This window comes from Streptomyces sp. NPDC043867, from assembly GCF_056435845.1.
This window is the reverse complement of record NZ_JBWKDS010000001.1, coordinates 117,941-137,963: the sequence shown is the minus strand read 5'-3', so window position 1 is coordinate 137,963 and position 20,023 is coordinate 117,941. Positions and strand designations below refer to the sequence as shown.

17 protein-coding genes are annotated in these 20,023 nt (G+C 73.6%); 10 read left to right on the top strand and 7 right to left on the bottom strand.

All coding sequences use genetic code 11. From position 1 onward, the window contains the following. Window positions 1–867: 867 nt before the first annotated feature. Window positions 868–1,719 (bottom strand): DMT family protein, encoded by an 852-nt coding sequence (locus tag AC069T_RS00785; protein WP_478780833.1) that lies wholly within the window; start codon window positions 1,717–1,719, stop codon window positions 868–870. A gap of 60 nt (window positions 1,720–1,779) precedes the next feature. Beyond that, on the bottom strand, window positions 1,780–2,991 hold the full coding sequence (gene rocD / locus AC069T_RS00780; RefSeq protein ID WP_478780662.1) for an ornithine--oxo-acid transaminase: 1,212 nt from the start codon (window positions 2,989–2,991) through the stop codon (window positions 1,780–1,782). 269 nt (window positions 2,992–3,260) lie between these two features. On the opposite strand from rocD, the gene AC069T_RS00775 reads away from it, so the two are divergent. The 3 genes from AC069T_RS00775 to AC069T_RS00765 all read left to right on the top strand — a co-directional run bounded on the left by AC069T_RS00775 (window position 3,261) and on the right by AC069T_RS00765 (window position 6,673). Next, on the top strand, window positions 3,261–4,706 hold the full coding sequence (locus tag AC069T_RS00775) for a glycine hydroxymethyltransferase (RefSeq protein WP_478780661.1): 1,446 nt from the start codon (window positions 3,261–3,263) through the stop codon (window positions 4,704–4,706). A 206-nt stretch (window positions 4,707–4,912) separates the two neighbouring features. After that, entirely contained in the window at window positions 4,913–5,926 is a 1,014-nt protein-coding gene (trpS, locus tag AC069T_RS00770; RefSeq protein WP_478780660.1) for a tryptophan--tRNA ligase, read from the top strand. 165 nt (window positions 5,927–6,091) lie between these two features. Continuing rightward, window positions 6,092–6,673, top strand: a complete 582-nt coding sequence (locus AC069T_RS00765) for a 2'-5' RNA ligase family protein (protein WP_478780659.1) — start codon at window positions 6,092–6,094, stop codon at window positions 6,671–6,673. Window positions 6,674–6,810: 137 nt separating this feature from the next. On the opposite strand, the gene AC069T_RS00760 is transcribed toward AC069T_RS00765, so the two are convergent. Together AC069T_RS00760 and AC069T_RS00755 are read right to left on the bottom strand one after the other, a co-directional pair. Continuing rightward, on the bottom strand, window positions 6,811–7,566 hold the full coding sequence (locus AC069T_RS00760; RefSeq protein ID WP_478780658.1) for a decaprenylphospho-beta-D-erythro-pentofuranosid-2-ulose 2-reductase: 756 nt from the start codon (window positions 7,564–7,566) through the stop codon (window positions 6,811–6,813). 54 nt (window positions 7,567–7,620) lie between these two features. After that, window positions 7,621–8,994: an FAD-binding protein gene (locus AC069T_RS00755; protein WP_478780657.1), complete on the bottom strand. Its 1,374-nt coding sequence runs from the start codon at window positions 8,992–8,994 to the stop codon at window positions 7,621–7,623. A gap of 142 nt (window positions 8,995–9,136) precedes the next feature. On the opposite strand from AC069T_RS00755, the gene AC069T_RS00750 reads away from it, so the two are divergent. The 4 genes from AC069T_RS00750 to AC069T_RS00735 all read left to right on the top strand — a co-directional run bounded on the left by AC069T_RS00750 (window position 9,137) and on the right by AC069T_RS00735 (window position 12,007). Further along, window positions 9,137–9,661, top strand: a complete 525-nt coding sequence (locus tag AC069T_RS00750; protein ID WP_478780656.1) for a phosphatase PAP2 family protein — start codon at window positions 9,137–9,139, stop codon at window positions 9,659–9,661. Then, on the top strand, window positions 9,658–10,602 hold the full coding sequence (locus tag AC069T_RS00745) for a decaprenyl-phosphate phosphoribosyltransferase (RefSeq protein ID WP_478780655.1): 945 nt from the start codon (window positions 9,658–9,660) through the stop codon (window positions 10,600–10,602). The genes AC069T_RS00750 and AC069T_RS00745 overlap by 4 nt, the downstream gene beginning before the upstream one ends. A 98-nt stretch (window positions 10,603–10,700) precedes the next feature. Beyond that, window positions 10,701–11,105, top strand: a complete 405-nt coding sequence (locus tag AC069T_RS00740) for a GtrA family protein (RefSeq protein WP_478780832.1) — start codon at window positions 10,701–10,703, stop codon at window positions 11,103–11,105. Beyond that, on the top strand, window positions 11,093–12,007 hold the full coding sequence (locus tag AC069T_RS00735) for a YihY/virulence factor BrkB family protein (protein ID WP_478780654.1): 915 nt from the start codon (window positions 11,093–11,095) through the stop codon (window positions 12,005–12,007). The genes AC069T_RS00740 and AC069T_RS00735 overlap by 13 nt, the downstream gene beginning before the upstream one ends. Here the strand turns inward: AC069T_RS00735 and AC069T_RS00730 are convergent. Continuing rightward, window positions 11,955–13,256: a D-alanyl-D-alanine carboxypeptidase family protein gene (locus AC069T_RS00730; RefSeq protein ID WP_478780653.1), complete on the bottom strand. Its 1,302-nt coding sequence runs from the start codon at window positions 13,254–13,256 to the stop codon at window positions 11,955–11,957. The genes AC069T_RS00735 and AC069T_RS00730 overlap by 53 nt on opposite strands. Window positions 13,257–13,347: 91 nt before the next feature. Here AC069T_RS00730 and AC069T_RS00725 point away from each other — a divergent pair, with 91 nt between their 5' ends. After that, window positions 13,348–13,590 carry an SCO4848 family membrane protein gene (locus tag AC069T_RS00725; RefSeq protein ID WP_478780652.1) on the top strand — a complete coding sequence of 81 codons (243 nt, stop codon included), beginning with the start codon at window positions 13,348–13,350 and terminating at the stop codon, window positions 13,588–13,590. Between the two features lie 61 nt (window positions 13,591–13,651). Then, complete coding sequence (locus tag AC069T_RS00720) at window positions 13,652–15,199, top strand: metallophosphoesterase (RefSeq protein ID WP_478780651.1); 1,548 nt, start codon at window positions 13,652–13,654, stop codon at window positions 15,197–15,199. A gap of 2 nt (window positions 15,200–15,201) precedes the next feature. Here the strand turns inward: AC069T_RS00720 and AC069T_RS00715 are convergent, their stop codons facing one another. Both AC069T_RS00715 and AC069T_RS00710 read right to left on the bottom strand, forming a co-directional pair. Next, window positions 15,202–16,671: a sensor histidine kinase gene (locus AC069T_RS00715; protein ID WP_478780650.1), complete on the bottom strand. Its 1,470-nt coding sequence runs from the start codon at window positions 16,669–16,671 to the stop codon at window positions 15,202–15,204. Further along, window positions 16,668–17,384 carry a response regulator transcription factor gene (locus AC069T_RS00710; RefSeq protein WP_478780649.1) on the bottom strand — a complete coding sequence of 239 codons (717 nt, stop codon included), beginning with the start codon at window positions 17,382–17,384 and terminating at the stop codon, window positions 16,668–16,670. Before AC069T_RS00710 ends, AC069T_RS00715 begins: the two co-directional genes overlap by 4 nt. Window positions 17,385–17,541: 157 nt before the next feature. Here AC069T_RS00710 and AC069T_RS00705 point away from each other — a divergent pair, with 157 nt between their 5' ends. Next, complete coding sequence (locus tag AC069T_RS00705; protein WP_478780831.1) at window positions 17,542–19,953, top strand: MMPL family transporter; 2,412 nt, start codon at window positions 17,542–17,544, stop codon at window positions 19,951–19,953. Window positions 19,954–20,023: the final 70 nt, after the last annotated feature.

The window sequence follows — 20,023 nt, the reverse complement described above, 5'->3', positions numbered from 1 at the left end:
CCGAGCAGGCCCACCGGGGGACGCCTGAGCCGGGCCACCGGGGGACGCCCGAGCCGGCTTAGCAGGCGCCGTCTGAGCGGCTTGCCGGGCGCCGCCCGAGCCGACCCACCAGGCGTCGTCCGAGCAGGCTTACCGGGAGACGCCCGAGCCGGCCTATCGGGGGATGCCCGAGCCGCGGCCCTGCCGCAACGATGACCGCGGCCGCGGGGGCCGCGCGCACCGACCCGCCGGGCGCCCGGCGAGCCGGCCTACCGGGCGCCGCCCGAGCCGACCCACCAGGCGCCGTCCGAGCAGGCTTACCGGGAGACGCCCGAGCCGGCCTATCGGGGGATGCCCGAGCCGCGGCCCTGCCGCAGCGATGACCGCGGCGCGGGGGCCGCGCGCACCGACCCGCCGGGCGCCCGGCGAGCCGGCCTACCGGGCGCCGCCCGAGTCGGCGGCCCTGCCGCAGCCATGACCGCGGCTGCGGGCGTCGCCTGAGCCGGCCCACCGGCGCGGCCCGAGCCGGCTTGCCGGGGGATGAGCGAGCCGGCTTGCCGGGTGCCCTCTGAGCCGGGCCCACCGGAGACGCCCGGCCGCGGCTCTGCCGCAGCGATGACCAGCCGCGGCCGCCGCCCGAGTCGGCCCCACGGGCTTCGCCCGAGTCGGCCCCCCGGCCGCTGTTCGAGTCGGCCCCACGGGCTTCGCCCGAGTCGGCCCCCCGGCCGCTGTTCGAGTCGGCCCCACGGGCTTCGCCCGAGTCGGCCCCCGGCCACCGCCCGAGCCGGCCCCGTCGGGCGTCGCCCGAGCCGGCCACCCCCGGGCGTCGCCCGAGCCGGCCCACCAGGCGTCGCCCCAGCCGGCCCACCAGGCGTTGCCCCAGCCGGCCTACCGGGGGACTCCGGCCGGCCGCAGTGGCACCGTTTCCGCCGGGGCCTCGCCGAAGCGGGCCAGCGCCAGCGCTCCCGCTACCGCCACGGTGAAGCCGAGGATTGCCGGCCAGGTCATTCCCTCCCGGGTCCGGTCACCCAGCCAGATCACACCGACCAGGGCGGGGCCGATCGTCTCGCCGATGATCAGTCCGGCGGTCGCCGTGGTCACCGAGCCGCGCTGCAGGGCCGAGGTGAGCAGCAGGAACGCCGCGCCTCCCCCCAGCAGCAGCGCGTACGCCGCCGGATCGGCGACCAGCGCGCCCGGGGACACGTCGTCGACGAGGCGGACCGCGACCTCGACCACGCCGAAACCGACCCCGGCCCCGAGTCCCAGGGTGAGCGCCCGCCCCCGCTCGGGCAGCCGCCCGGCCGCCGCGCCCGCGAGCAGCACGAGCACCGCGGTGCCGAGCAGCACGTAGGACAGCGCCGTCGAACCGGCCCGGCCGCCCTCCGTCCCGGACGCCAGACCGAGCGTCGCCAGCCCCGCGCACACCACCGCGACGGCGCCCCACTCGACCCGGCTCAGCCGGGCGTTCAGCAGCCGCGCCGCGGCCACCGCCGTCACCGCGAGGCTCGCGGCGAGCGCCGCCCCCACCGCGTAGATGGGGAGCGAACGCAGCGCCGCGACCTGGAGCCCGAAACCGAGTCCGTCGAGCGCGAGGCCGGCGAGATACCGCCACTGGCGCAACGCCCGCAGCAGCAGCGCCGCGTCCCCGCCGGGCCCGTCACCGGCCGCCGCCCGCGCCGCGATCGCCTGCAGCACCGTCGCCGTACCGAAGCAGACCGCCGCACCGAGGGCGCACATCATTCCGAAGAGCACGAAGCGACCTTAGACGGGCACGGGCCGCGGGCGACCGCCGCGCACCGCCTACGCGAGCACGCCGCGCAGCTGGGCGAGCCCCCAGTCCAGGTCGTCCTTGCCGATCACCAGGGGCGGGGCGATGCGGATCGTGGCGCCGTGGGTGTCCTTTACCAGGACACCGCGGTCCATCAGCCGCTCGGAGACCTCCCGGCCCGTGCCGTACGCGGGGGCGATGTCGACGCCCGCCCACAGCCCGCGCCCGCGCACCGCCGTCAGCCGCCCCTCGTCCCGCAACACGCCCAGCTCCCGGTGCAGATGGTCCCCGAGCTCCGCCGCCCGCCGCTGGTACTCGCCCGACCGCAGCATGGCGATCACCTCCAGCGCGACCGCGCAGGCCAGCGGATTCCCGCCGAACGTCGACCCGTGCTCACCGGGCCGGAACACCCCGAGCACCTCGCGCCCCGACACCACGGCCGACACCGGGACGACCCCGCCGCCCAGCGCCTTGCCCAGCACGTACATGTCCGGCACGACGCCCTCGTGCTCGCACGCGAAGGTCCTCCCGGTCCGGCCGAGCCCCGACTGGATCTCGTCGGCGACGAACAGCACGTTCCGCTCGCGCGTCAGCTCCCGCACACCCCGCAGGTAGCCGGGCGGCGGCACCACCACCCCCGCCTCGCCCTGGATCGGCTCCAGCAGCACCGCGACCGTGTCCTCGGTGACCGCCGCGCGCAGCGCCGGGAGATCCCCGTACGGCACGATGTCGAACCCGGGGGTGTACGGCCCGAAGTCCGCCCGCGCCTCGGCGTCCGTCGAGAAGCTGACGATCGTCGTCGTACGCCCGTGGAAGTTGTCGCCCGCCACCACGATCCTGGCCCGTCCGTCGGGGACGCCCTTGACCCGGTAGCCCCACTTGCGGGCCGTCTTCACCGCGGTCTCCACCGCCTCCGCCCCCGTGTTCATGGGCAGCACCAGCTCCATGCCGCACAGCTCCGCCAACTGCGCGCAGAACGCGGCGAACCGGTCGTGGTGGAACGCCCGCGACGTCAGCGTCACCCGCTCCAGTTGCGCTCTCGCCGCGTCGATCAGCCGGCGGTTGCCGTGCCCGAAGTTCAGCGCCGAGTAGCCGGCCAGCAGGTCGAGGAAGCGGCGGCCCTCGACATCCGTCATCCAGGCACCGTCCGCCGTGGCCACGACGACCGGCAGCGGATGGTAGTTGTGCGCGCTGTGCGCATCGGCCGAGGCGATGAACGCCTGTGTGGTCTCCGCGGCGGTCACGGGATCTCCAAGGGGGAGAAGGGCGAGGCTGTCCGGTCTGCGGCCTCCTTTCTATCGTCGCTCGCATGGTGGACGGGAGACGCCCTCGGTCCGGCGCGCCCGGTAGGCTGGCCGACGGGCCGTGACTGGCGCGCTGGGATGGGACCGACCATCGGGGAGCGGCCCGTGCTGTGATCTCCCGGGGACCGGAGCGTCCGCGCGGAGACACGGGCACCGAGTGCCGAGCGCCTGGGCCGAACCGTGATCGAACGCCACGACCGGAGGCCGTCATGCCAGAGCCCCTCTCCACCGAGTCCACCGCCTTCCGCAGCGCCCTCGACGTGATCCGGGCCGTGGAGCCCCGGGTCGCCGACGCCATCGGCCAGGAGGTCGCCGACCAGCGCGAGATGCTCAAGCTGATCGCCTCCGAGAACTACGCCTCCCCGGCCACCCTGCTGGCGATGGGCAACTGGTTCAGCGACAAGTACGCCGAAGGCACCATCGGCCGCCGCTTCTACGCCGGCTGCCGCAACGTCGACACCGTCGAGGCCCTCGCCGCCGAGCACGCCCGCGAACTCTTCGGCGCCCGGCACGCCTACGCTCAGCCGCACTCCGGCATCGACGCCAACCTCGTCGCCTTCTGGGCCGTCCTCGCCCAGCGCGTCGAGGCCCCCGCCCTGGAGCGGGCCGGCGTCCGCAACGTCAACGACCTCTCCGACGCCGACTGGGCCGAGCTGCGCCGGGCGTTCGGCAACCAGCGGATGCTCGGCATGTCCCTCGACGCGGGCGGCCACCTCACCCACGGCTTCCGCCCGAACATCTCCGGCAAGATGTTCGACCAGCGCTCCTACGGCACCGACCCCGCCACCGGGCTCATCGACTACGAGGCCCTGCGCGCGTCCGCCCGCGAGTTCAAGCCGCTGATCATCGTCGCCGGCTACTCGGCCTACCCCCGCCTGGTGAACTTCCGGATCATGCGGGAGATCGCCGACGAGGTCGGCGCGACCCTGATGGTCGACATGGCGCACTTCGCGGGCCTCGTCGCCGGCAAGGTCCTCACCGGCGACTTCGACCCGGTCCCGCACGCCCAGATCGTCACCACCACCACGCACAAGTCGCTGCGCGGCCCGCGCGGCGGCATGGTGCTGTGCGACGACTCCCTCAAGGACCAGGTCGACCGCGGCTGCCCGATGGTCCTCGGCGGCCCCCTCCCGCACGTCATGGCCGCCAAGGCCGTCGCGCTCGCCGAGGCCCGCCGCCCCGAGTTCCGCGACTACGCCCGGGCGGTCGTCGACAACGCCCGCGCCCTCGCCGAGGGCCTGCTGCGCCGGGGCGCCACGCTGGTCACCGGCGGCACCGACAACCACCTGAACCTGATCGACGTCGCCTCCTCCTACGGCCTCACCGGCCGCCAGGCGGAGACCGCCCTGCTCGACTCCGGCATTGTCACCAACCGCAACGCCATCCCCGCCGACCCGAACGGCGCCTGGTACACCTCCGGCATCCGCATCGGCACGCCCGCGCTGACCACACGCGGTCTCGGCGCGACCGAGATGGACGAGATCGCCGGCCTGATCGACCGCGTCCTCACCGCCGCCGAGCCCGGCACCACCGCCAAGGGCGCCCCCTCCAAGGCGCAGCACGTCCTCGACCCGAAGATCGCGGACGAGATCTCCCACCGGGCCACCGACCTGCTGACCGGCTTCCCGCTCTACCCGGAGATCGACCTCGGCTGACGCCGGCGCCCACCCCGGCCGGATCACCGGCCGGCCAGCTCCTTTCGTGGTTCCCGCGGCGGTCCGGCCTCGCGCCGGGCCGCCGTCCACCTGTGTTCCTCGTCTCATCGGCGACGCTCCTTCGTCGCACCGCCGGGGCCGGATCGGTGCCCGGCTGTTCCCGGCCAGTTCCGGACCGGGTCCCGTCACCTGAGAGAATGGTGGGCATGGCCCCTGACAGTCCTCGCGTGCTCTCCGGAATCCAGCCCACCGCAGGCTCGTTCCACCTCGGCAACTACCTCGGCGCCGTCCGCCAGTGGGTGGCCCTGCAGGAGTCCCACGACGCGTTCTACATGGTCGTGGACCTGCACGCGATCACCGTGCCGCAGGACCCCGCGGACCTGCGCGCCAACACCCGGCTCGCCGCGGCCCAGCTGCTCGCCGCCGGGCTCGACCCGGACCGCTGCACGCTGTTCGTCCAGAGTCACGTCCCCGAGCACGCGCAGCTCGCCTGGGTCATGAACTGCCTCACCGGCTTCGGCGAGGCGAGCCGCATGACCCAGTTCAAGGACAAGTCCGCCAGGCAGGGCGCCGAGCGCGCCTCCGTCGGGCTGTTCACGTACCCGGTCCTGCAGGTCGCGGACATCCTGCTCTACCAGGCCAACGAGGTCCCGGTCGGCGAGGACCAGCGCCAGCACATCGAGCTCACGCGCGACCTGGCCGAGCGTTTCAACGGCCGGTTCGGCCAGACGTTCACGGTCCCGAAGCCGTACATCCTCAAGGAGACGGCGAAGATCTTCGATCTCCAGGACCCGGCGATCAAGATGAGCAAGTCGGCCTCCACGCCGAAGGGCCTCATCAACCTGCTCGACGAGCCGAAGGCGACGGCCAAGAAGGTCAAGAGCGCGGTCACCGACACGGACACGGTCATCAGGTACGACCCGGAGCACAAGCCGGGCGTCAGCAACCTGCTGTCCATCTACTCCACGCTGACCGGAGCCGGTGTCGCGGACCTGGAGCAGAAGTACGAGGGCAAGGGCTACGGTGCGCTGAAGACGGACCTGGCCGAGGTCATGGTCGACTTCGTGACACCGTTCCGGGAGCGCACCCAGCAGTATCTGGACGACCCGGAGACGCTCGACTCGATCCTGGCCAAGGGCGCCGAGAAGGCCCGCGCCGTCGCCGCGGAGACGCTCTCCCAGGCGTACGACCGGGTCGGTTTCCTGCCCGCCAAGCACTGAGGTCGGGGACCGGGGTCAGGGCACGACGACCGGTCGTCGTCCCGGACGGCCTCCGGTACCGGGCCGCACCGCCGTACAGTCGATAGCTGAAGCAGTGGCCTCCCCTGCCCGGGTGGCCGCGACGGACCGACGAGACAACCGACTCGACCGACGACAGGAGACGACGTGGGGACCGTAACGATCGGCGTGTCGATCGCGGTCCCGGAGCCTCACGGCAGCCTGCTCCAGGAGCGGCGCGTGGGCTTCGGCGACCCCGCGGCTTCCGGCATCCCCACGCACGTCACGCTGCTGCCGCCGACGGTGGTCGAGGACGCGGCACTGCCCGCGGTCGAGACGCATCTCGCGGAGGTCGCCGCCGCCGAGCGGCCCTTCCTGCTGCGGCTGTCGGGCACCGGCACGTTCCGGCCGCTGTCGCCGGTGGTCTTCGTCCGGGTCGCCGAGGGCGCCGAGGCGTGCGACCGGCTGCAGAAGCAGGTCAGGGACGCCTCCGGTCCCGTGGCGCGCGAGCTGCAGTTCCCGTACCACCCGCACGTCACGGTGGCGCACGGCATCGACGAGGCCGCGATGGACCGGGCGTACGAGGAGCTGTCGCCGTACGCGGCCGAGTGGCCGTGCACCGGCTTCGCGCTCTACGAGCAGGGCGCGGACGGCGTCTGGCGCAAGCTGCGTGACTTCCTCTTCGGCGGCGCGGTGGTGCCCCCGCAGGGCGCGCCCGCGGGCCGGGACACGACGCTGCCGGCGCACTGACGACGGGCGTCGCGGTCACCGGCATCCACGCGGCGCCCCGCGGACCGGGACGGCGCTGACGGCAGGCGTCGCGGCCGCGGGACCCACGAGGACGCGGCCGGGCCCACCCTCACCCGACCCCGGCGGGGCGCAGCCGCTCAGACCGGCAGCCGCCGGAACACCGACCGCGGCACGTGCCGCAGCGCCGCCATCACGAGCCGCAGTGCCCCCGGGACCCACACGGTCTCGGAGCGCCGCCGCAGGCCCGTCTCGACGGCCAGCGCGACCGCCTCGGGCGTGGTCGCCAGCGGCGCATCGGCCAGTCCGGCCGTCATCCGCGTCCGCACGAACCCGGGGCGCACGACCATCACGTGCACGCCCGTGCCGTACAGCGCGTCGCCCAGCCCCTGGGCGAAGGCGTCCAGTCCCGCCTTGCTCGACCCGTAGATGAAGTTGGACCGCCGGGCCCGCTCCCCGGCGACGGAGGAGAGCACCACGAGCGAGCCGTGGCCCTGGGTCTGCAGGGCCCGCGCGCTCACCAGCCCCGCCGAGACCGCTCCCGTGTAGTTGGTCTGCGCGACGCGCACCGCGGCCGCGGGCTCGTTCTCGTCGCGCGCCTGGTTGCCCAGGACGCCGAAGGCGAGCAGCACCATGTCGATGTCGCCCTCCGCGAAGACCTTGCCGAGCACGGTCTCGTGGGACTCGGGGTCGAGCGCGTCGAAGGCCACGGTGCGGACGTCCGCGCCGAGGTCCCTCAGGTGCGCCGCCGCCGCGTCCAGGGCCGGGGAGGGGCGGGCGGCGAGCCACACGGTGCGGGTACGGCGGGTGATCAGGCGGCGCGCGGTGGCCAGCGCGATCTCCGACGTGCCGCCGAGGATCAGCAGGGACTGCGGGAGGCCGAAGGCGTCCTTCATGAGAAACCACTCCTGGAGCGAGGCGACGGAAGGGGGGCGGGCGCAGGGCGCGGCTCAGAGGCCGAGCCGGCGGGAGAGGTCCGAGGTGAAGACGCCGCGCGGGTCCAGTTCCGCGCGCAGCGCCCGGAAGTCCGCCAGCCGCGGATACATCCCGGCCAGCAGCTCGGGCCGCAGCCGGGAGTCCTTCGCCAGGTAGACGCGCCCGTCCGCCCCGGCCACCTCCTCGTCCAGCTCGTCGAGGAAGGCGCTGAGGCCGGGCAGGTTCGCGGGGATGTCCAGGGCGAGGGTCCAGCCGGGCAGGGGGAAGGACAGCCAGCCCGGGTCGCCCTCCCCGAACCGCTTGAGCACGGCGAGGAAGGACGGGCACCGGCGCTCGGAGATGCGCCGCACGATCCGGCGCAGGGCCTCCTCCTTCCCGTGGCCGACGACGAACTGGTACTGCACGAAGCCGCCGCGCCCGTAGACGCGGTTCCAGTGCGGGACGCCGTCGAGGGGGTGGAAGAAGGTGGAGATCTTCTGCAGTTCACCGGTCCGTGCGCGGGGTGCCCTGCGGTACCAGAGCTCGTTGAAGAGGCCCACCGTCGTCCGGCCGAGGAGTCCCTCCGGTACGAAGGAGGGCGCGGCCGGGAGGTGTCCGGGCCGGAACTCCAGGGGGCGCCGGCGCGCCCGGCCGGGCAGGGCGGCCGGCGGCGCGTGGTCGCCGCGGGTGAGCACGGAGCGGCCCAGGGCGGCTCCCCGGGCGAGCAGGTCGATCCAGGCGACCGAGTACCGGTAGCGGTGGTCGGTGGCGGTGAGCCGGGCCATCAGGTCGTCGAGGTCGTCCGCGCGTTCGGTGTCGACCGTCATCAGCGAGGTCTCGACGGGCTGGAGCCGCACGGCCGCCGTGAGGATCACGCCGGTCAGGCCCATGCCGCCGGTGGTGGCGTCGAAGAGGGGCGTGCCGCGGCTCACCGTGCGGATCTCGCCGTCCGCGGTGAGCAGTTCGAAGGAGTGGACGTGCCGGGAGAAGGAACCGGACACGTGGTGGTTCTTGCCGTGGATGTCCGCGCCGATCGCGCCGCCGACGGTCACGTAGCGGGTGCCGGGCGAGACGGGCACGAACCAGCCGAGCGGGAGCAGGACCTCCATCAGCCGGTGCAGGCTCACCCCCGCGTCGCACAGGACGGTGGCGCTCACCGTGCCGTCGGGGGCCGTCGTCGTCGCGTCGATGGCGTGGACCCGGTCCAGGCCCGTCATGTCCAGCACGGCACCGCCCGCGTTCTGCGCGGCGTCCCCGTAGGCCCGTCCCAGTCCCCGGGCGATCCCGCCGCGCGCCCCGCACTCCCGGACGGCGGTGACCGCCTCCTCGTAGCTGCGCGGGCGGACCAGGCGGGCGGCGGTCGGGGCGGTGCGGCCCCAACCCGTGACGGGGACGGTGTCGGAAGGCATGCCCGTGACCGTATCGCCGGTATGGGTGCACAACGCCGTAATCAGTGCGGCCCTCACGGCTCCTCACCGAAATGGGTGATTAATGGGATGTCGTCCAAGATTGCCGTAATTCTGGGACCGGTCCCTAGAAGAGTGAGATCACATGGACGACCTTGACGACCTGGACCGTCGGCTCGACGACATGGACCGTCGGCTGCTGTCGGCTCTCCACGGCTGCGGTACCGATCCGCGCGTGGCGGCCGTCGCGCGCACCTTGTCCTGGGCCGGGGAGCACGGCGCGCTGTGGCTCGCGGCGGGACTCGCGGGGGCGGCCGCCGACCGGGAGCGGCGCGGCGCCTGGCTGCGCGGCACCGCGCTGACCGCGACCGCGCACCTGACCAGCATGGGTGTGAAACGGCTGGTGCGGCGCCCGCGCCCCGGGCACGTCGAGCCGCTGGTCCGCACCGCGGGCCGGCACTCCTTCCCCAGCTCGCACGCCACGTCGGCGACGGCCGCCGCGGTCGCCTACGGGGCGCTCGGCGCCCGCCTGGTCCCGCCGCTCGCCGCGGCGATGTGCCTCTCCCGGATGGTCGTCGGCGTCCACTACCCCTCCGACGTCGCCGCGGGCGCCGCCCTGGGCGCGCTGACGGCCCGGCTGGGCGCCCGCTGGATGGAGGCGGGACGATGACCGAGCGCACGGCGGTCCTGGACGTCCCGAGCACCTCCCCGCGGGCACCCGGGCGTCGCGGCGGCGTCGCCCTCGGCCTGCTCAGGACCGCACGCCCCCGCCAGTGGGTGAAGAACGTCCTGGTGGTGGCCGCGCCGGCCGCCGCGGGCGAGCTCTTCTCCCGCCACGCACTCACTCAGCTCGCGCTCGTGTTCGTGCTGTTCACCGCCAGCGCCGCCGCCGTCTACCTGGTCAACGACGCCCGGGACGCCGCCGCCGACCGCGCCCACCCGGTCAAGCGCCACCGCCCGGTCGCCGCCGGACAGGTCCCCGTCCCGCTCGCGTACGCCGTCGGAGGGGTTCTCGGCGTCCTCGCCCCGGCCGTCGCCGCCTGGCTGTGCCCGCCGCTCACCGCGGCGCTGCTGACCGCCTACCTCGGAATGCAGCTGGCGTACTGCGTCAGCCTCAAGCACGTCCTGGTCGTCGACCTCGCCGTCGTCACCACCGGCTTCCTGATGCGCGCGATGATCGGCGGGCTGGCTCTCGGCATCCCGCTGTCGCGCTGGTTCCTGATCACCACCGGTTTCGGCGCGCTGTTCATGGTGGCCGCCAAGCGCTACTCCGAAGCCGTGCAGATGGCCGGCAAGGCGGGCGCCACCCGCGCGCTGCTCACCGAGTACACCACCGGCTACCTCCGCTTCGTCTGGCAGCTGGCCGCCGGCGTCGCCGTCCTCGGCTACTGCCTGTGGGCGCTGGAGGAGGGCGGAGTGGCGAGCACCAGCGTGCTGCCCTGGCGGCAGCTGTCGATGGTCGCGTTCATCCTCGCGATCCTGCGGTACGCGGTCTTCGCCGACCGGGGCACGGCGGGCGAACCGGAGGACGTGGTCCTGCGCGACCGGGCACTCGCCCTGATCGCCCTGGTGTGGCTGGCGATGTACGGCCTCGCCGTCGCGAACTGGTGAGCGTCACGGGACAGCCCGCGGCGCACGGAACGGGCGCCGCCGCCGGACCGGCCGCCTCCGCACGGGAGGTCCCCCGCGAGCGGTCGCTCGCGCGGGAGCTGCTCGGCTTCGCCGTCGTCGGGGTCTTCGCCTACGCCGCCGACCTCGGTCTCTTCCTCTGGCTGCGCGGACCCGCCGGCCTTGATCCGCTGACCGCCAAGGCGCTCTCGTTCGTGGCCGGCTGCTCGGTGGCGTACGCGGGCAACGCGCTCGGCACCTACCGGCACACGGGGGCCCGGGGACTGCGCCGGTACGCCGCCTTCTTCGCGGTGAACATCGCGGGCGCCCTCGTCCAGCTCCTCTGCATCGCCGTCAGCCACTACGGTCTCGGCCTCACCTCGCGGCGCGCGGACACCGTCTCCGGCGCGGGCGTCGGCATGGCACTCGCCACGATCCTGCGCTTTTGGGGCACCCGGACATGGGTCTTCCGCAAGGCGGGCAGAGGCGGAGCATGGACTGGCTGAAGAAGCTCCCGGGAATCGGCCCGCTCGTCGCGCGGCTGATGCAGACGCACGCGTGGCGGTCGTACGAGCGTCTGGACCGGGTGAAGTGGACGCGGCTCGCGGCGGCGATGACGTTCATCAGCTTCGTGGCGCTCTTCCCGCTGCTTACCGTGTCCGCCGCGGTCACCGCGGCGACGCTCAGCACGAAGCAGCAGCAGGAGATCCAGGACAAGATCGCCGAGCAGATCCCCGGCATCGCCGACCAGCTCGACATCAACGGCCTGGTGCAGAACGCCGGCACGGTCGGGGTCATCGCCGGTGCCGTGCTGCTGTTCACCGGCATCGGGTGGGTCGGCTCGATGCGGGAGTGCCTGCGCGCCGTCTGGGAGCTGGACGACGCGGAGGAGAACCCGATATTGCGCAAGCTGAAGGACGGCGGAGTGCTCATCGGCCTGGGCGGCGCCGTCCTCGCCACGATCGCGGCGTCCACCCTCGCCTCGGCCCTGGTCGGCTGGACGGCCGGCCGGCTCGGCCTCGACGAGGGCGGCTGGGGCAGCGTCCTGCTGCGCGTCGCCGCTTTCCTCGTCGCCGTCCTCGCCGACTTCCTGCTCCTGCTGTACGTCCTGACCCTGCTGCCCGGCGTCGAGCCGACCCGGCGCCGGCTGGTGGTGGCCGCGTTGATCGGCGCCGTCGGGTTCGAACTGCTGAAACTGCTGCTCAGCGGCTACATCCAGGGCGTCGCCTCGAAGAGCATGTACGGCGCGTTCGGGGTGCCCGTCGCACTGCTCCTGTGGATCAACTTCACCTCGAAGCTCGTGCTGTTCTGCGCCGCGTGGACGGCGACGCCGAGCAGCGCGGAGCACGAGGCGGTCAGCGACGCGTCCGGCGGCGCACCAGATCCGGTACCGGCCACCGGCGGTTGACCAGGAACACCGCAGCCGCGAGGAGCACCAGCAGCCCGCCCGTGACGGCCAGCGCGGTCGCCATCCCGCTCGCGCCGCCCTTGCCGGCGGAGGAGGCCGCCACCGGCTTCGTGGAGGCGTTGCTCTCGGGGGTGCCGGACGCGTTCGCCCCCGGCTGGGCGGTGGCCTCCGCGTTCTTCGGCGCGACCAGTTCGCCCACCGGGTCGACCTTGCCCGCCGCCTTGAAGCCCCAGTCGAAGAGGCGCGCGGTCTCCTTGTAGACCTCGTTGTGCTCGTCCTTCTTCGGGTTCAGGACGGTGACCAGCAGCACCCTGCCGTCGCGCTCCGCGACACCCGTGAAGGTGGCGCCCGCGTTGCTCGTGTTGCCGTTCTTGACCCCCGCGATGCCCTGGTACGGCGCGATGTCGCTGTCGCCGGCCAGCAGCCGGTTGGTGTTCTGGATCTCGAAGGACTCGCGGGACGTCCTGCCCTTCTCGTTCTTCGTCGTCGCGCCGGGGAACGACGCCCGCACCGTCGAGCAGTACTCCCGGAAGTCCTTCTTCTGCAGCCCCGACCGGGCGATCAGCGTAAGGTCGTACGCCGACGACACCTGGCCCTTCTGGTCGTAGCCGTCGGGGCTCACCACGTGGGTGTCCAGGGCCTGGAGCTCCTCGGCGTGCGCCTGCATGTCGGCCACCGTCTGTTCCACGCCGTCGTTCATCGCGGACAGGACGTGCACGGCGTCGTTGCCGGAGCGCAGGAAGACGCCGAGCCACAGGTCGTGGACCGAGTACGTCTCACCCTCCTTTATCCCGACCATGCTGGAGCCCGAGCCGATGCCCGCGAGGTCGGAGGCCTCGACCCGGTGCTTCCGCGTCTTCGGGAACTTCGGCAGCACGGTGTCCGCGAACAGCATCTTCAGGGTGCTCGCCGGGGGCAGCCTCCAGTGCGCGTTGTGGGAGGCCAGGACGGCACCCGACTCGGCGTCGGCGACGATCCAGGAGCGCGCGGTCACGTCCTTGGGCAGTACCGGGGCGCCGCTGCCGAGGTTCACCTGCGTCCCGGCCTGCCCGAGGCGGGCACCGCCCACGGTCGACATGCCCGCCGGGGGCGCGTCCGCGGGTTCGGTGGACGGGGAGGCGGCCGGCGTCGCCGTCGGGGTCGCGTCGGCGAAGACGGGCGCCGCGAGGGAGAGGGACAGCGAGAACGACAACAGGGCGGCGGAAGCGACCGGCAGGCGATACCTGGCGGTCCGTTTCGAGACGGGCACGGTCGAGAAAGTACAGGGCCGCGCACCGGAAGTCCCGCCACCCTCCTCACCCCGGCCACGGTGTCCGCCGGCCGGCGACGATACTGAACTCATGAAGCTCAGCCGCCCCGTCTCCTGGTTCCTGCTCGCCTTCGGGGTGTGGAGCTGGGTCATCTGGATCACTTTCGTCAAGAACCTTGTCAAGGACGGCAGCGGGCTCGCCTTCGACGACGCGGGCGCCCCGACGGCGTACTTCTGGGTGCACCTGACTCTGGCCGTCGTCTCCTTTGTTCTGGGGACGATCGTCGGGGCCATCGGGTTGCGCGGTCTGCGCGCATTGCGCCGCACGCCGTAGCCAACCGGCGGGCGAGCCGTTCGGGCACATCGGATCTGCGAACCGCGGGGGTTGCTGCGTCATGGTCGTCGTCCTCGTGCTGATCGGGCTGGTGGTACTGGCCGCGTTCGGCGCGTGGCACTGGTACGTGTGGCGCCGCCTGGTGCGCGACACCACGCGCGGTCCCGGGCCCGCCCGCCGCGCCGGCACGGCGGTGTTCGTCGCCGGCCCGGTCCTGATGTTCGCCGCGGTGGCCGCCGAGCGGGGCGGGGCCCCCTTCCCGCTCCAGCAGGCGCTGGCCTGGCCGGGGTTCCTGTGGATGGCCCTGTCGATGTACCTCCTGCTGGCGCTGGCGGCGGGCGAACTGGTCCGCCCGCTGCTGCGCCGGGCGACGGAGCGGCGGGCGGCCTCCGGCGGGGGGCCCGCCGGGGATGCGTCCGGCGCCGGGGCTTCGGCCCCCGCCGGGAGGCCGCGGGCCGGCCGCGGCGGTCCTGCCGGTACCGGCGCCGGTACGGGCTCCGCCGCCGGGCGGCCCGGCGAGCCCGCGGCCGCCGGGCGCCCGGGCTCCGGCCGAGGTGGCCTTCCCGGTGCCGGTGCCGGTGCCGGTGCCGGTGCGGAGCCGACCGCCGCGGAGGCGCCGGACGCCGTCGCCGACGTGCGGCCCGGTGCTGCCGGGGTCGCGTGCGACGGCGGCGGTGTGTCCGGTGGCGCCGGTGCGGGTACCGCGGCGCGCGGGCCCGGTGTGGCCGGGGTGGCGTGCGACGGCGGCGGTGTGTCCGGTGGTGCCGCCGCGGCGCGCGGCGCACCCTCCCGGCGGCTGTTCGTCTCACGGGTCGTGGGCGGTGCCGCGGCCGCCGTCGCCGTGGGGACCGTCGGATACGGGACGTACGGCGTCCTGCGCGGGCCCGCGGTCAAGCGGGTCACCGTGCCGCTGGCCAGGCTGCCGCGCGCCGCGCACGGGTTCCGGATCGCCGTGGTCAGCGACATCCACCTCGGGCCCGTCCTCGGCCGGGACTTCTGCGCCAGGGTCGTCGACACGATCAACGCCACGCAGCCCGACCTCATCGCCGTCGTCGGCGACCTGGTCGACGGCAGCGTCAAGAACCTCGGACCGGCCGCCGCACCCCTGGCCCGGCTCAGCGCGCGCCACGGCGCCTACTTCGTCACCGGCAACCACGAGTACTTCTCCGGAGCCGAGCAGTGGGTCCGCGAGGTACGGGAACTGGGCCTGCACCCGCTGGAGAACGCCCGGACGGAGCTGGCCGGATTCGACCTCGCGGGCGTCAACGACGTGCAGGGCGAGAGCGAGGGCCAGGGGCCCGACTTCGGCAAGGCGCTCGGCGACCGGGACCCGGCACGCGCGTGCGTGCTCCTCGCCCACCAGCCGGTCCAGATCCACGAGGCCGTCGAGCACGGCGTCGACCTCCAGCTCTCCGGCCACACGCACGGCGGCCAGCTCTGGCCCGGCAACCTCGTCGCGGAACTGGCCAACCCGACGGTCGCGGGTCTCGAACGGTACGGCGACACCCAGCTCTACGTCTCCCGGGGCGCGGGCGCCTGGGGACCGCCGGTCCGCGTGGGCGCCCCCTCCGACATCACGGTCGTGGAGCTGGCGTCGAAACGGGCGTGAGGTCAGCCGCCCGCCGGCTCCCGGTCCGGCCGGGGCCCGTGGGAGCACGTCGGCAGCGTCACCGTCACGGCCAGCCCCTCGCCGGGTGCCGTGCGCACCGCCACCTCCCCGCCGTGGGCCGCCACCACGCCCTGCACGATGGCCATCCCGAGGCCGCTGCCCGCGTTGCCGCCCGCGCGGAAGAAGCGGTCGAAGACGCGGGCCGCGTCGTCGTCCGCGAGCCCCGGCCCCCGGTCGGCGACACACACGCGTACGACCCCGTCCGCACGCTCCAGCCCGATCCGCACCGGCACGTCGGCGGGCGTATGGGTCCGCACGTTGCCCACGAGGTTGCCGAGCACCTGGCGCAGCCCCGACTCGTCGGCGTGCACGAGGATCTTCCCCTCGGCGCCCACGGTCACCGGCCGGTCCGGCTGCTGGGCCCGCAGATCCTCGGCCGCGTCCCGCACCAGGGCGCTCAGGTCCACGTTCCTGAACCGCAGCTCGGGACTCTGGTCCAGGCGGGCCAGCGTCAGGAGTTCGTCCACCAGGCGGCTCATGCGGTCGGCCTCCGCGTTCACCCGCTCCCAGGCGCGGGCGCGTTCCTCGGGGGCGCGCAGCATCCCCTTGTCGTACAGCTGGAGATAGCCGCGGATCGCCGACAGCGGGGTGCGCAGCTCGTGCGAGGCGTCCCCGACGAAACGGCGCAGCTGGGCCGCGCTGCGCTCCCGCGTCCGGTGGGCCGACTCGACCTGGTGGAGCATGGAGTTGAGGGCGAGCCTCAGCTGTTCGACCTCCTGCGTCGGATGGTGGCTGGAGGGCACGCGCCGCGTCAGGTCCCCCTCGGCGATCGCCGTCGAGGTCTCCACCATGGCCTCCAGCGGCCGCGTCCGGCGGCTCACGCTGATCATCGTCAGGGCGGCGAGCAGCGCCAACAGCAGCGTCCCCACGGCCACATCGAGCTTGAGGGCCTTCTCGACGCCCTTGTGCAGTCCGTCGGTGGAGGTGGCGAACACGACGTACGAGCCGTCGGCCAGCCGCGCCCCCGTGGTCCGGTAGGCGGCGCCGTGCACGGTGACGTCGCGCGGCTCGGCATCGGCCGCGAGCGCGCGCGGATCGTCCACGGCGGCGGCCAGTTCGCGCTGGCCGGCGGTGGGGGCGAAACCGCCGAGGGCGACGGCCTGGCCCCGGCGGTCCACCGCCGTGAAGATCGCGTCCGGGTCCGGCGAGTCGTCGGTGGGCAGGAGAAGCCGGTCCCGGACGATCGCGAGGGCGGTCAGCGACTCGATCTGCCGCAGCGTGAGCTGCGAACCGCCCAGCGAGGACCGCGTCTTGACCAGCTCGGCGTCGACCTGGTCGAGCAGATAGTGCCGCATGCCCATCAGGCTCACGGCGGTGGCGATGACGATGCCGAGGGCGAGGAGTGCCACGTTCGCCAGCGTGAGCTTGACGCGCAGCGAGTGGATCCCGTGCCGCGGGCGCCGAAACCTCATGCGAGTCCGTATCCGACACCCCGCCGCGTGGTGATCACGGGCGCCCCCAGGGTGTCGAGCTTGCGCCGCAGATAGCTGATGTAGGTCTCCACGACCGTCGACTCGGCGGGCGAGTGCTCGTACTGCCAGACGTGCCGCAGGAGTTGTTCCTTCGGCACGATCCGGCCGCCGTTGCGGACCAGGAAGCGCAGCAGCGCGTACTCGGTCGGGGTCAGTTCGACGGAGCGGCCCGCGCGGTGGACGCAGTACGTCGACTCGTCCAGCTCCAGGTCGCCGTAGCGCAGCGGCGGGCGCTGCGGCAGCACGTCCGCGGGGCGCGTCCGGCGCAGTACGGCCGTGATCCGGGCGATCACCTCGTCGATGTTGAACGGCTTGGTGATGTAGTCGTCGCCGAAACCGAGCGCGCCGACGATCTCGGCGGGCGCGTCGCGGGCGGTGAGGAAGACGAGCGCCAGGTCCGGTTGCCGGGAGCGCAGTTCACGGCCGAGGGCACGGCCGTCGCCGTCCGGCAGCATCACGTCGAGCAGCGCCGCGTCGGGCCTGGTGCGCTCGGCGAGGGACAGTGCCTCGCGGACGGTGCCCGCCGTCATCACCGCGAACCGGTGGTAGCGCAGGGCGATCGCCAGCACGTCCGCGATGCTCGGCTCGTCCTCGACGACGAGGACGGTCGCGCCTTCGCGGCCCCCGGCGGACGCTCCCTGGTGACCGGTCATGCCCCCAGTATCCGCGCGTGACAGGGCAGTTGGGGCGGCTCAAGCTTTGGAGTTCCTTGAGAGTCCCGGGTGTGCCGTGTCGCCGGGTGCGCGTCCGACGGGATCCTGGGGTTCAGGACCCGGGGGACCCGATGAAGGAGCGTAGAGCGTGACGACATTGGCACGGTGGTGCTACCGGCACCGGCTGGTGGTCCTGTTGCTGTGGGTGGGGGCCTTGTTCGGTCTCGGTGCGGCGGGTTCGGCCGCGGGGACCGACTACTCGAACGTCTTCTCCCTCCCGGACACGGACTCCAAGCGCGCGTACGACCTGATGGAGAAGGCCTTCCCGCAGAGCTCGGGCGACACCGACACGGTGGTCTGGAAGGTCGACGACGGCACCGTGCGGGACGCGTCCGTACGGTCCCGTATCGGGCCCGCCCTCGAGGAGATCGGGAGGATGAAGGGCGTCGGCCAGGTCACCGGCCCGTACGCAGGCTCCCGGGGCGCGGCGCAGATCAGCGAGGACGGGAGGATCGCCTACGCCCAGATCACCTTCGAGGAACAGGCGAACGCCGTACCCAAGGAACTGGTGCAGGACGTCGTCGACCGCGCCCAGGACGCCGAACGCGACGGCCTGCGCGTCGAGTTGGGCGGGCAGGCGATCACCCGGATCCAGGAGCCGCCGACCGGCTTCGCCGAGGTCGTCGGCATCGCGGCCGCCGCCGTGGTCCTCTTCCTCGCCTTCGGCGCCCTCTTCGCGATGCTGCTGCCGATCGTCATCGCGATCGCGGGCGTCGGCACCGGACTCATGTCGACGACCCTGCTCAGCCACGTCACCGACGTGCCCGAAGTCGCCTCGCTGCTCGGCTCCCTGATCGGCCTCGGCGTCGGCATCGACTACGCGCTGTTCATCGTCACCCGGCACCGGCGCGGCATCCTGCGCGGCGCCGCCCCCGAGGACGCGGCGGTCACCGCCCTCAACACCTCCGGCCGCGCCGTCCTGTTCGCGGGTGGCACGGTGTGCATCGCCCTGGCCGGCATGCTCGTGATGAACATGCGCTTCCTGGACGGTGTCGTCATCGCGACCTCGCTGACCGTCATCCTGAGCGTGCTCGCGGCCGTCACCCTGCTGCCCGCGCTGCTCGGGCTGCTGGGCATGAAGGTCCTCAGCCGCCGTCAGCGCCGCCGGCTGGCCGAGACGGGACCGGAGTCGGAGCAGACGAGCGGTCTCGCGGCGCGCTGGTCGGCGTACGTCCAGCGGCGCCCGCGCTCCACCGCCCTGGCGGCGGTGGTCGTGATGGCCGCGCTGGCGATCCCCGTGCTGTCGCTGCGCCTGGGCACCAGCGACCAGGGCAACCAGCCGACGTCGACGACGACCCGCCAGGCCTACGACCTGCTCGCCGAGGGCTTCGGACCCGGCTTCAACGGGCCGCTCCAGGTCGTCGTGGAGCGCGGCGACGCGTCCGGCCTGGTGTCGGCCATCGAGGCGGTGGACGGGGTCGAGCAGGTGGCCGCGGCGCCGCCCGCGCGCGGCATCACCGTCATCCAGGTCGTCCCGAGCACGTCACCGCAGTCCGAGGAGACGGACCGGCTCATCGACGAGCTGCGCGACGAGGTGATCCCCGAGTCCGGCACGAAGGCGTACGTCGGCGGCGTGACCGCGGTCTTCAAGGACTTCGCGGCCGTGACGGGGGACCGGCTCCCGTACTTCGTCGCGACGATCATCGCGCTCGGCTTCCTGCTGCTGCTCGTCGCCTTCCGCTCCCTCGTCGTCCCGTTGACGGCGGCCCTGATGAACCTGATCGCGGCCGCCGCGTCCTTCGGTGTCCTGGTCGCGGTCTTCCAGTGGGGCTGGGGCGTGGAGGCCGTCGGCTTCGGCAAGGAGGGCCCGATCACGTCCTTCCTGCCGGTGATCATGCTCTCGCTCCTGTTCGGCCTCTCGATGGACTACCAGGTGTTCCTGGTCAGCCGGATGCACGAGGAGTGGGTGCACACCAAGGACAACGCGCGCGCGGTCCGGGTCGGCCTCGCCGAGACCAGCAGGGTCATCAACTGCGCCGCCCTGATCATGATCTGCGTGTTCTCCGCGTTCGTGCTGAGCGGTGACACGGAGGGCGCGATGGCGGGCATCGGGCTGGCGGCCGCGGTCGCCCTGGACGCCTTCATCCTGCGTACGGCGCTGGTGCCGGCCGCCATGCATCTGCTCGGGCGCTCGAACTGGTGGCTGCCGGCCGGTATCGACAAGCGCCTGCCGCATCTGGCGGTCGAGCCGCGGGAGGAGGCGGGACCCGTCGGGCCGGCCGCCGGGGGAGCGGCGACGGTCGTCCACGGCCTGGTCCGCGACACCGACGGCCGGCCCGTCGACGGCGCCGTCCTCACCCTGCTCTCCAAGGGCGGGCGCCGGCTGGACCGGGTGCACTCGCTGGCCGACGGCTCCTACATCGTCTCGGTGCCCGCCCCGGGCACGTATCTGCTTGCGGCCACGGCCGCCTCGTACGGGTCCCGCGCCCGGCACGTGGTGGTCACCGGCGAGCCGCTCGTGCACGACGTGGAGCTGACCTCGTCGGACGAGGTGGACGCCGTGAACTAGGGCCTGTCGTTTGGATCATGCCGGCGTCGCGGGGTCCGGCACGCACATCTGCGGCGTTGTCGTCGGTCGC

Coding starts and splice junctions, on each gene's coding strand:
- AC069T_RS00785 (WP_478780833.1), bottom strand. CDS start 1,719: ATGATGTGCGCCCTCGGTGCGGCGGTCTGCTTCGGTACGGCGACGGTG.
- AC069T_RS00720 (WP_478780651.1), top strand. CDS start 13,652: ATGGTCGTCGTCCTCGTGCTGATCGGGCTGGTGGTACTGGCCGCGTTC.
- AC069T_RS00755 (WP_478780657.1), bottom strand. CDS start 8,994: ATGCCTTCCGACACCGTCCCCGTCACGGGTTGGGGCCGCACCGCCCCG.
- AC069T_RS00710 (WP_478780649.1), bottom strand. CDS start 17,384: ATGACCGGTCACCAGGGAGCGTCCGCCGGGGGCCGCGAAGGCGCGACC.
- AC069T_RS00775 (WP_478780661.1), top strand. CDS start 3,261: ATGCCAGAGCCCCTCTCCACCGAGTCCACCGCCTTCCGCAGCGCCCTC.
- AC069T_RS00750 (WP_478780656.1), top strand. CDS start 9,137: ATGGACGACCTTGACGACCTGGACCGTCGGCTCGACGACATGGACCGT.
- AC069T_RS00725 (WP_478780652.1), top strand. CDS start 13,348: ATGAAGCTCAGCCGCCCCGTCTCCTGGTTCCTGCTCGCCTTCGGGGTG.
- AC069T_RS00715 (WP_478780650.1), bottom strand. CDS start 16,671: ATGAGGTTTCGGCGCCCGCGGCACGGGATCCACTCGCTGCGCGTCAAG.
- trpS (WP_478780660.1), top strand. CDS start 4,913: ATGGCCCCTGACAGTCCTCGCGTGCTCTCCGGAATCCAGCCCACCGCA.
- AC069T_RS00735 (WP_478780654.1), top strand. CDS start 11,093: ATGGACTGGCTGAAGAAGCTCCCGGGAATCGGCCCGCTCGTCGCGCGG.
- AC069T_RS00760 (WP_478780658.1), bottom strand. CDS start 7,566: ATGAAGGACGCCTTCGGCCTCCCGCAGTCCCTGCTGATCCTCGGCGGC.
- AC069T_RS00745 (WP_478780655.1), top strand. CDS start 9,658: ATGACCGAGCGCACGGCGGTCCTGGACGTCCCGAGCACCTCCCCGCGG.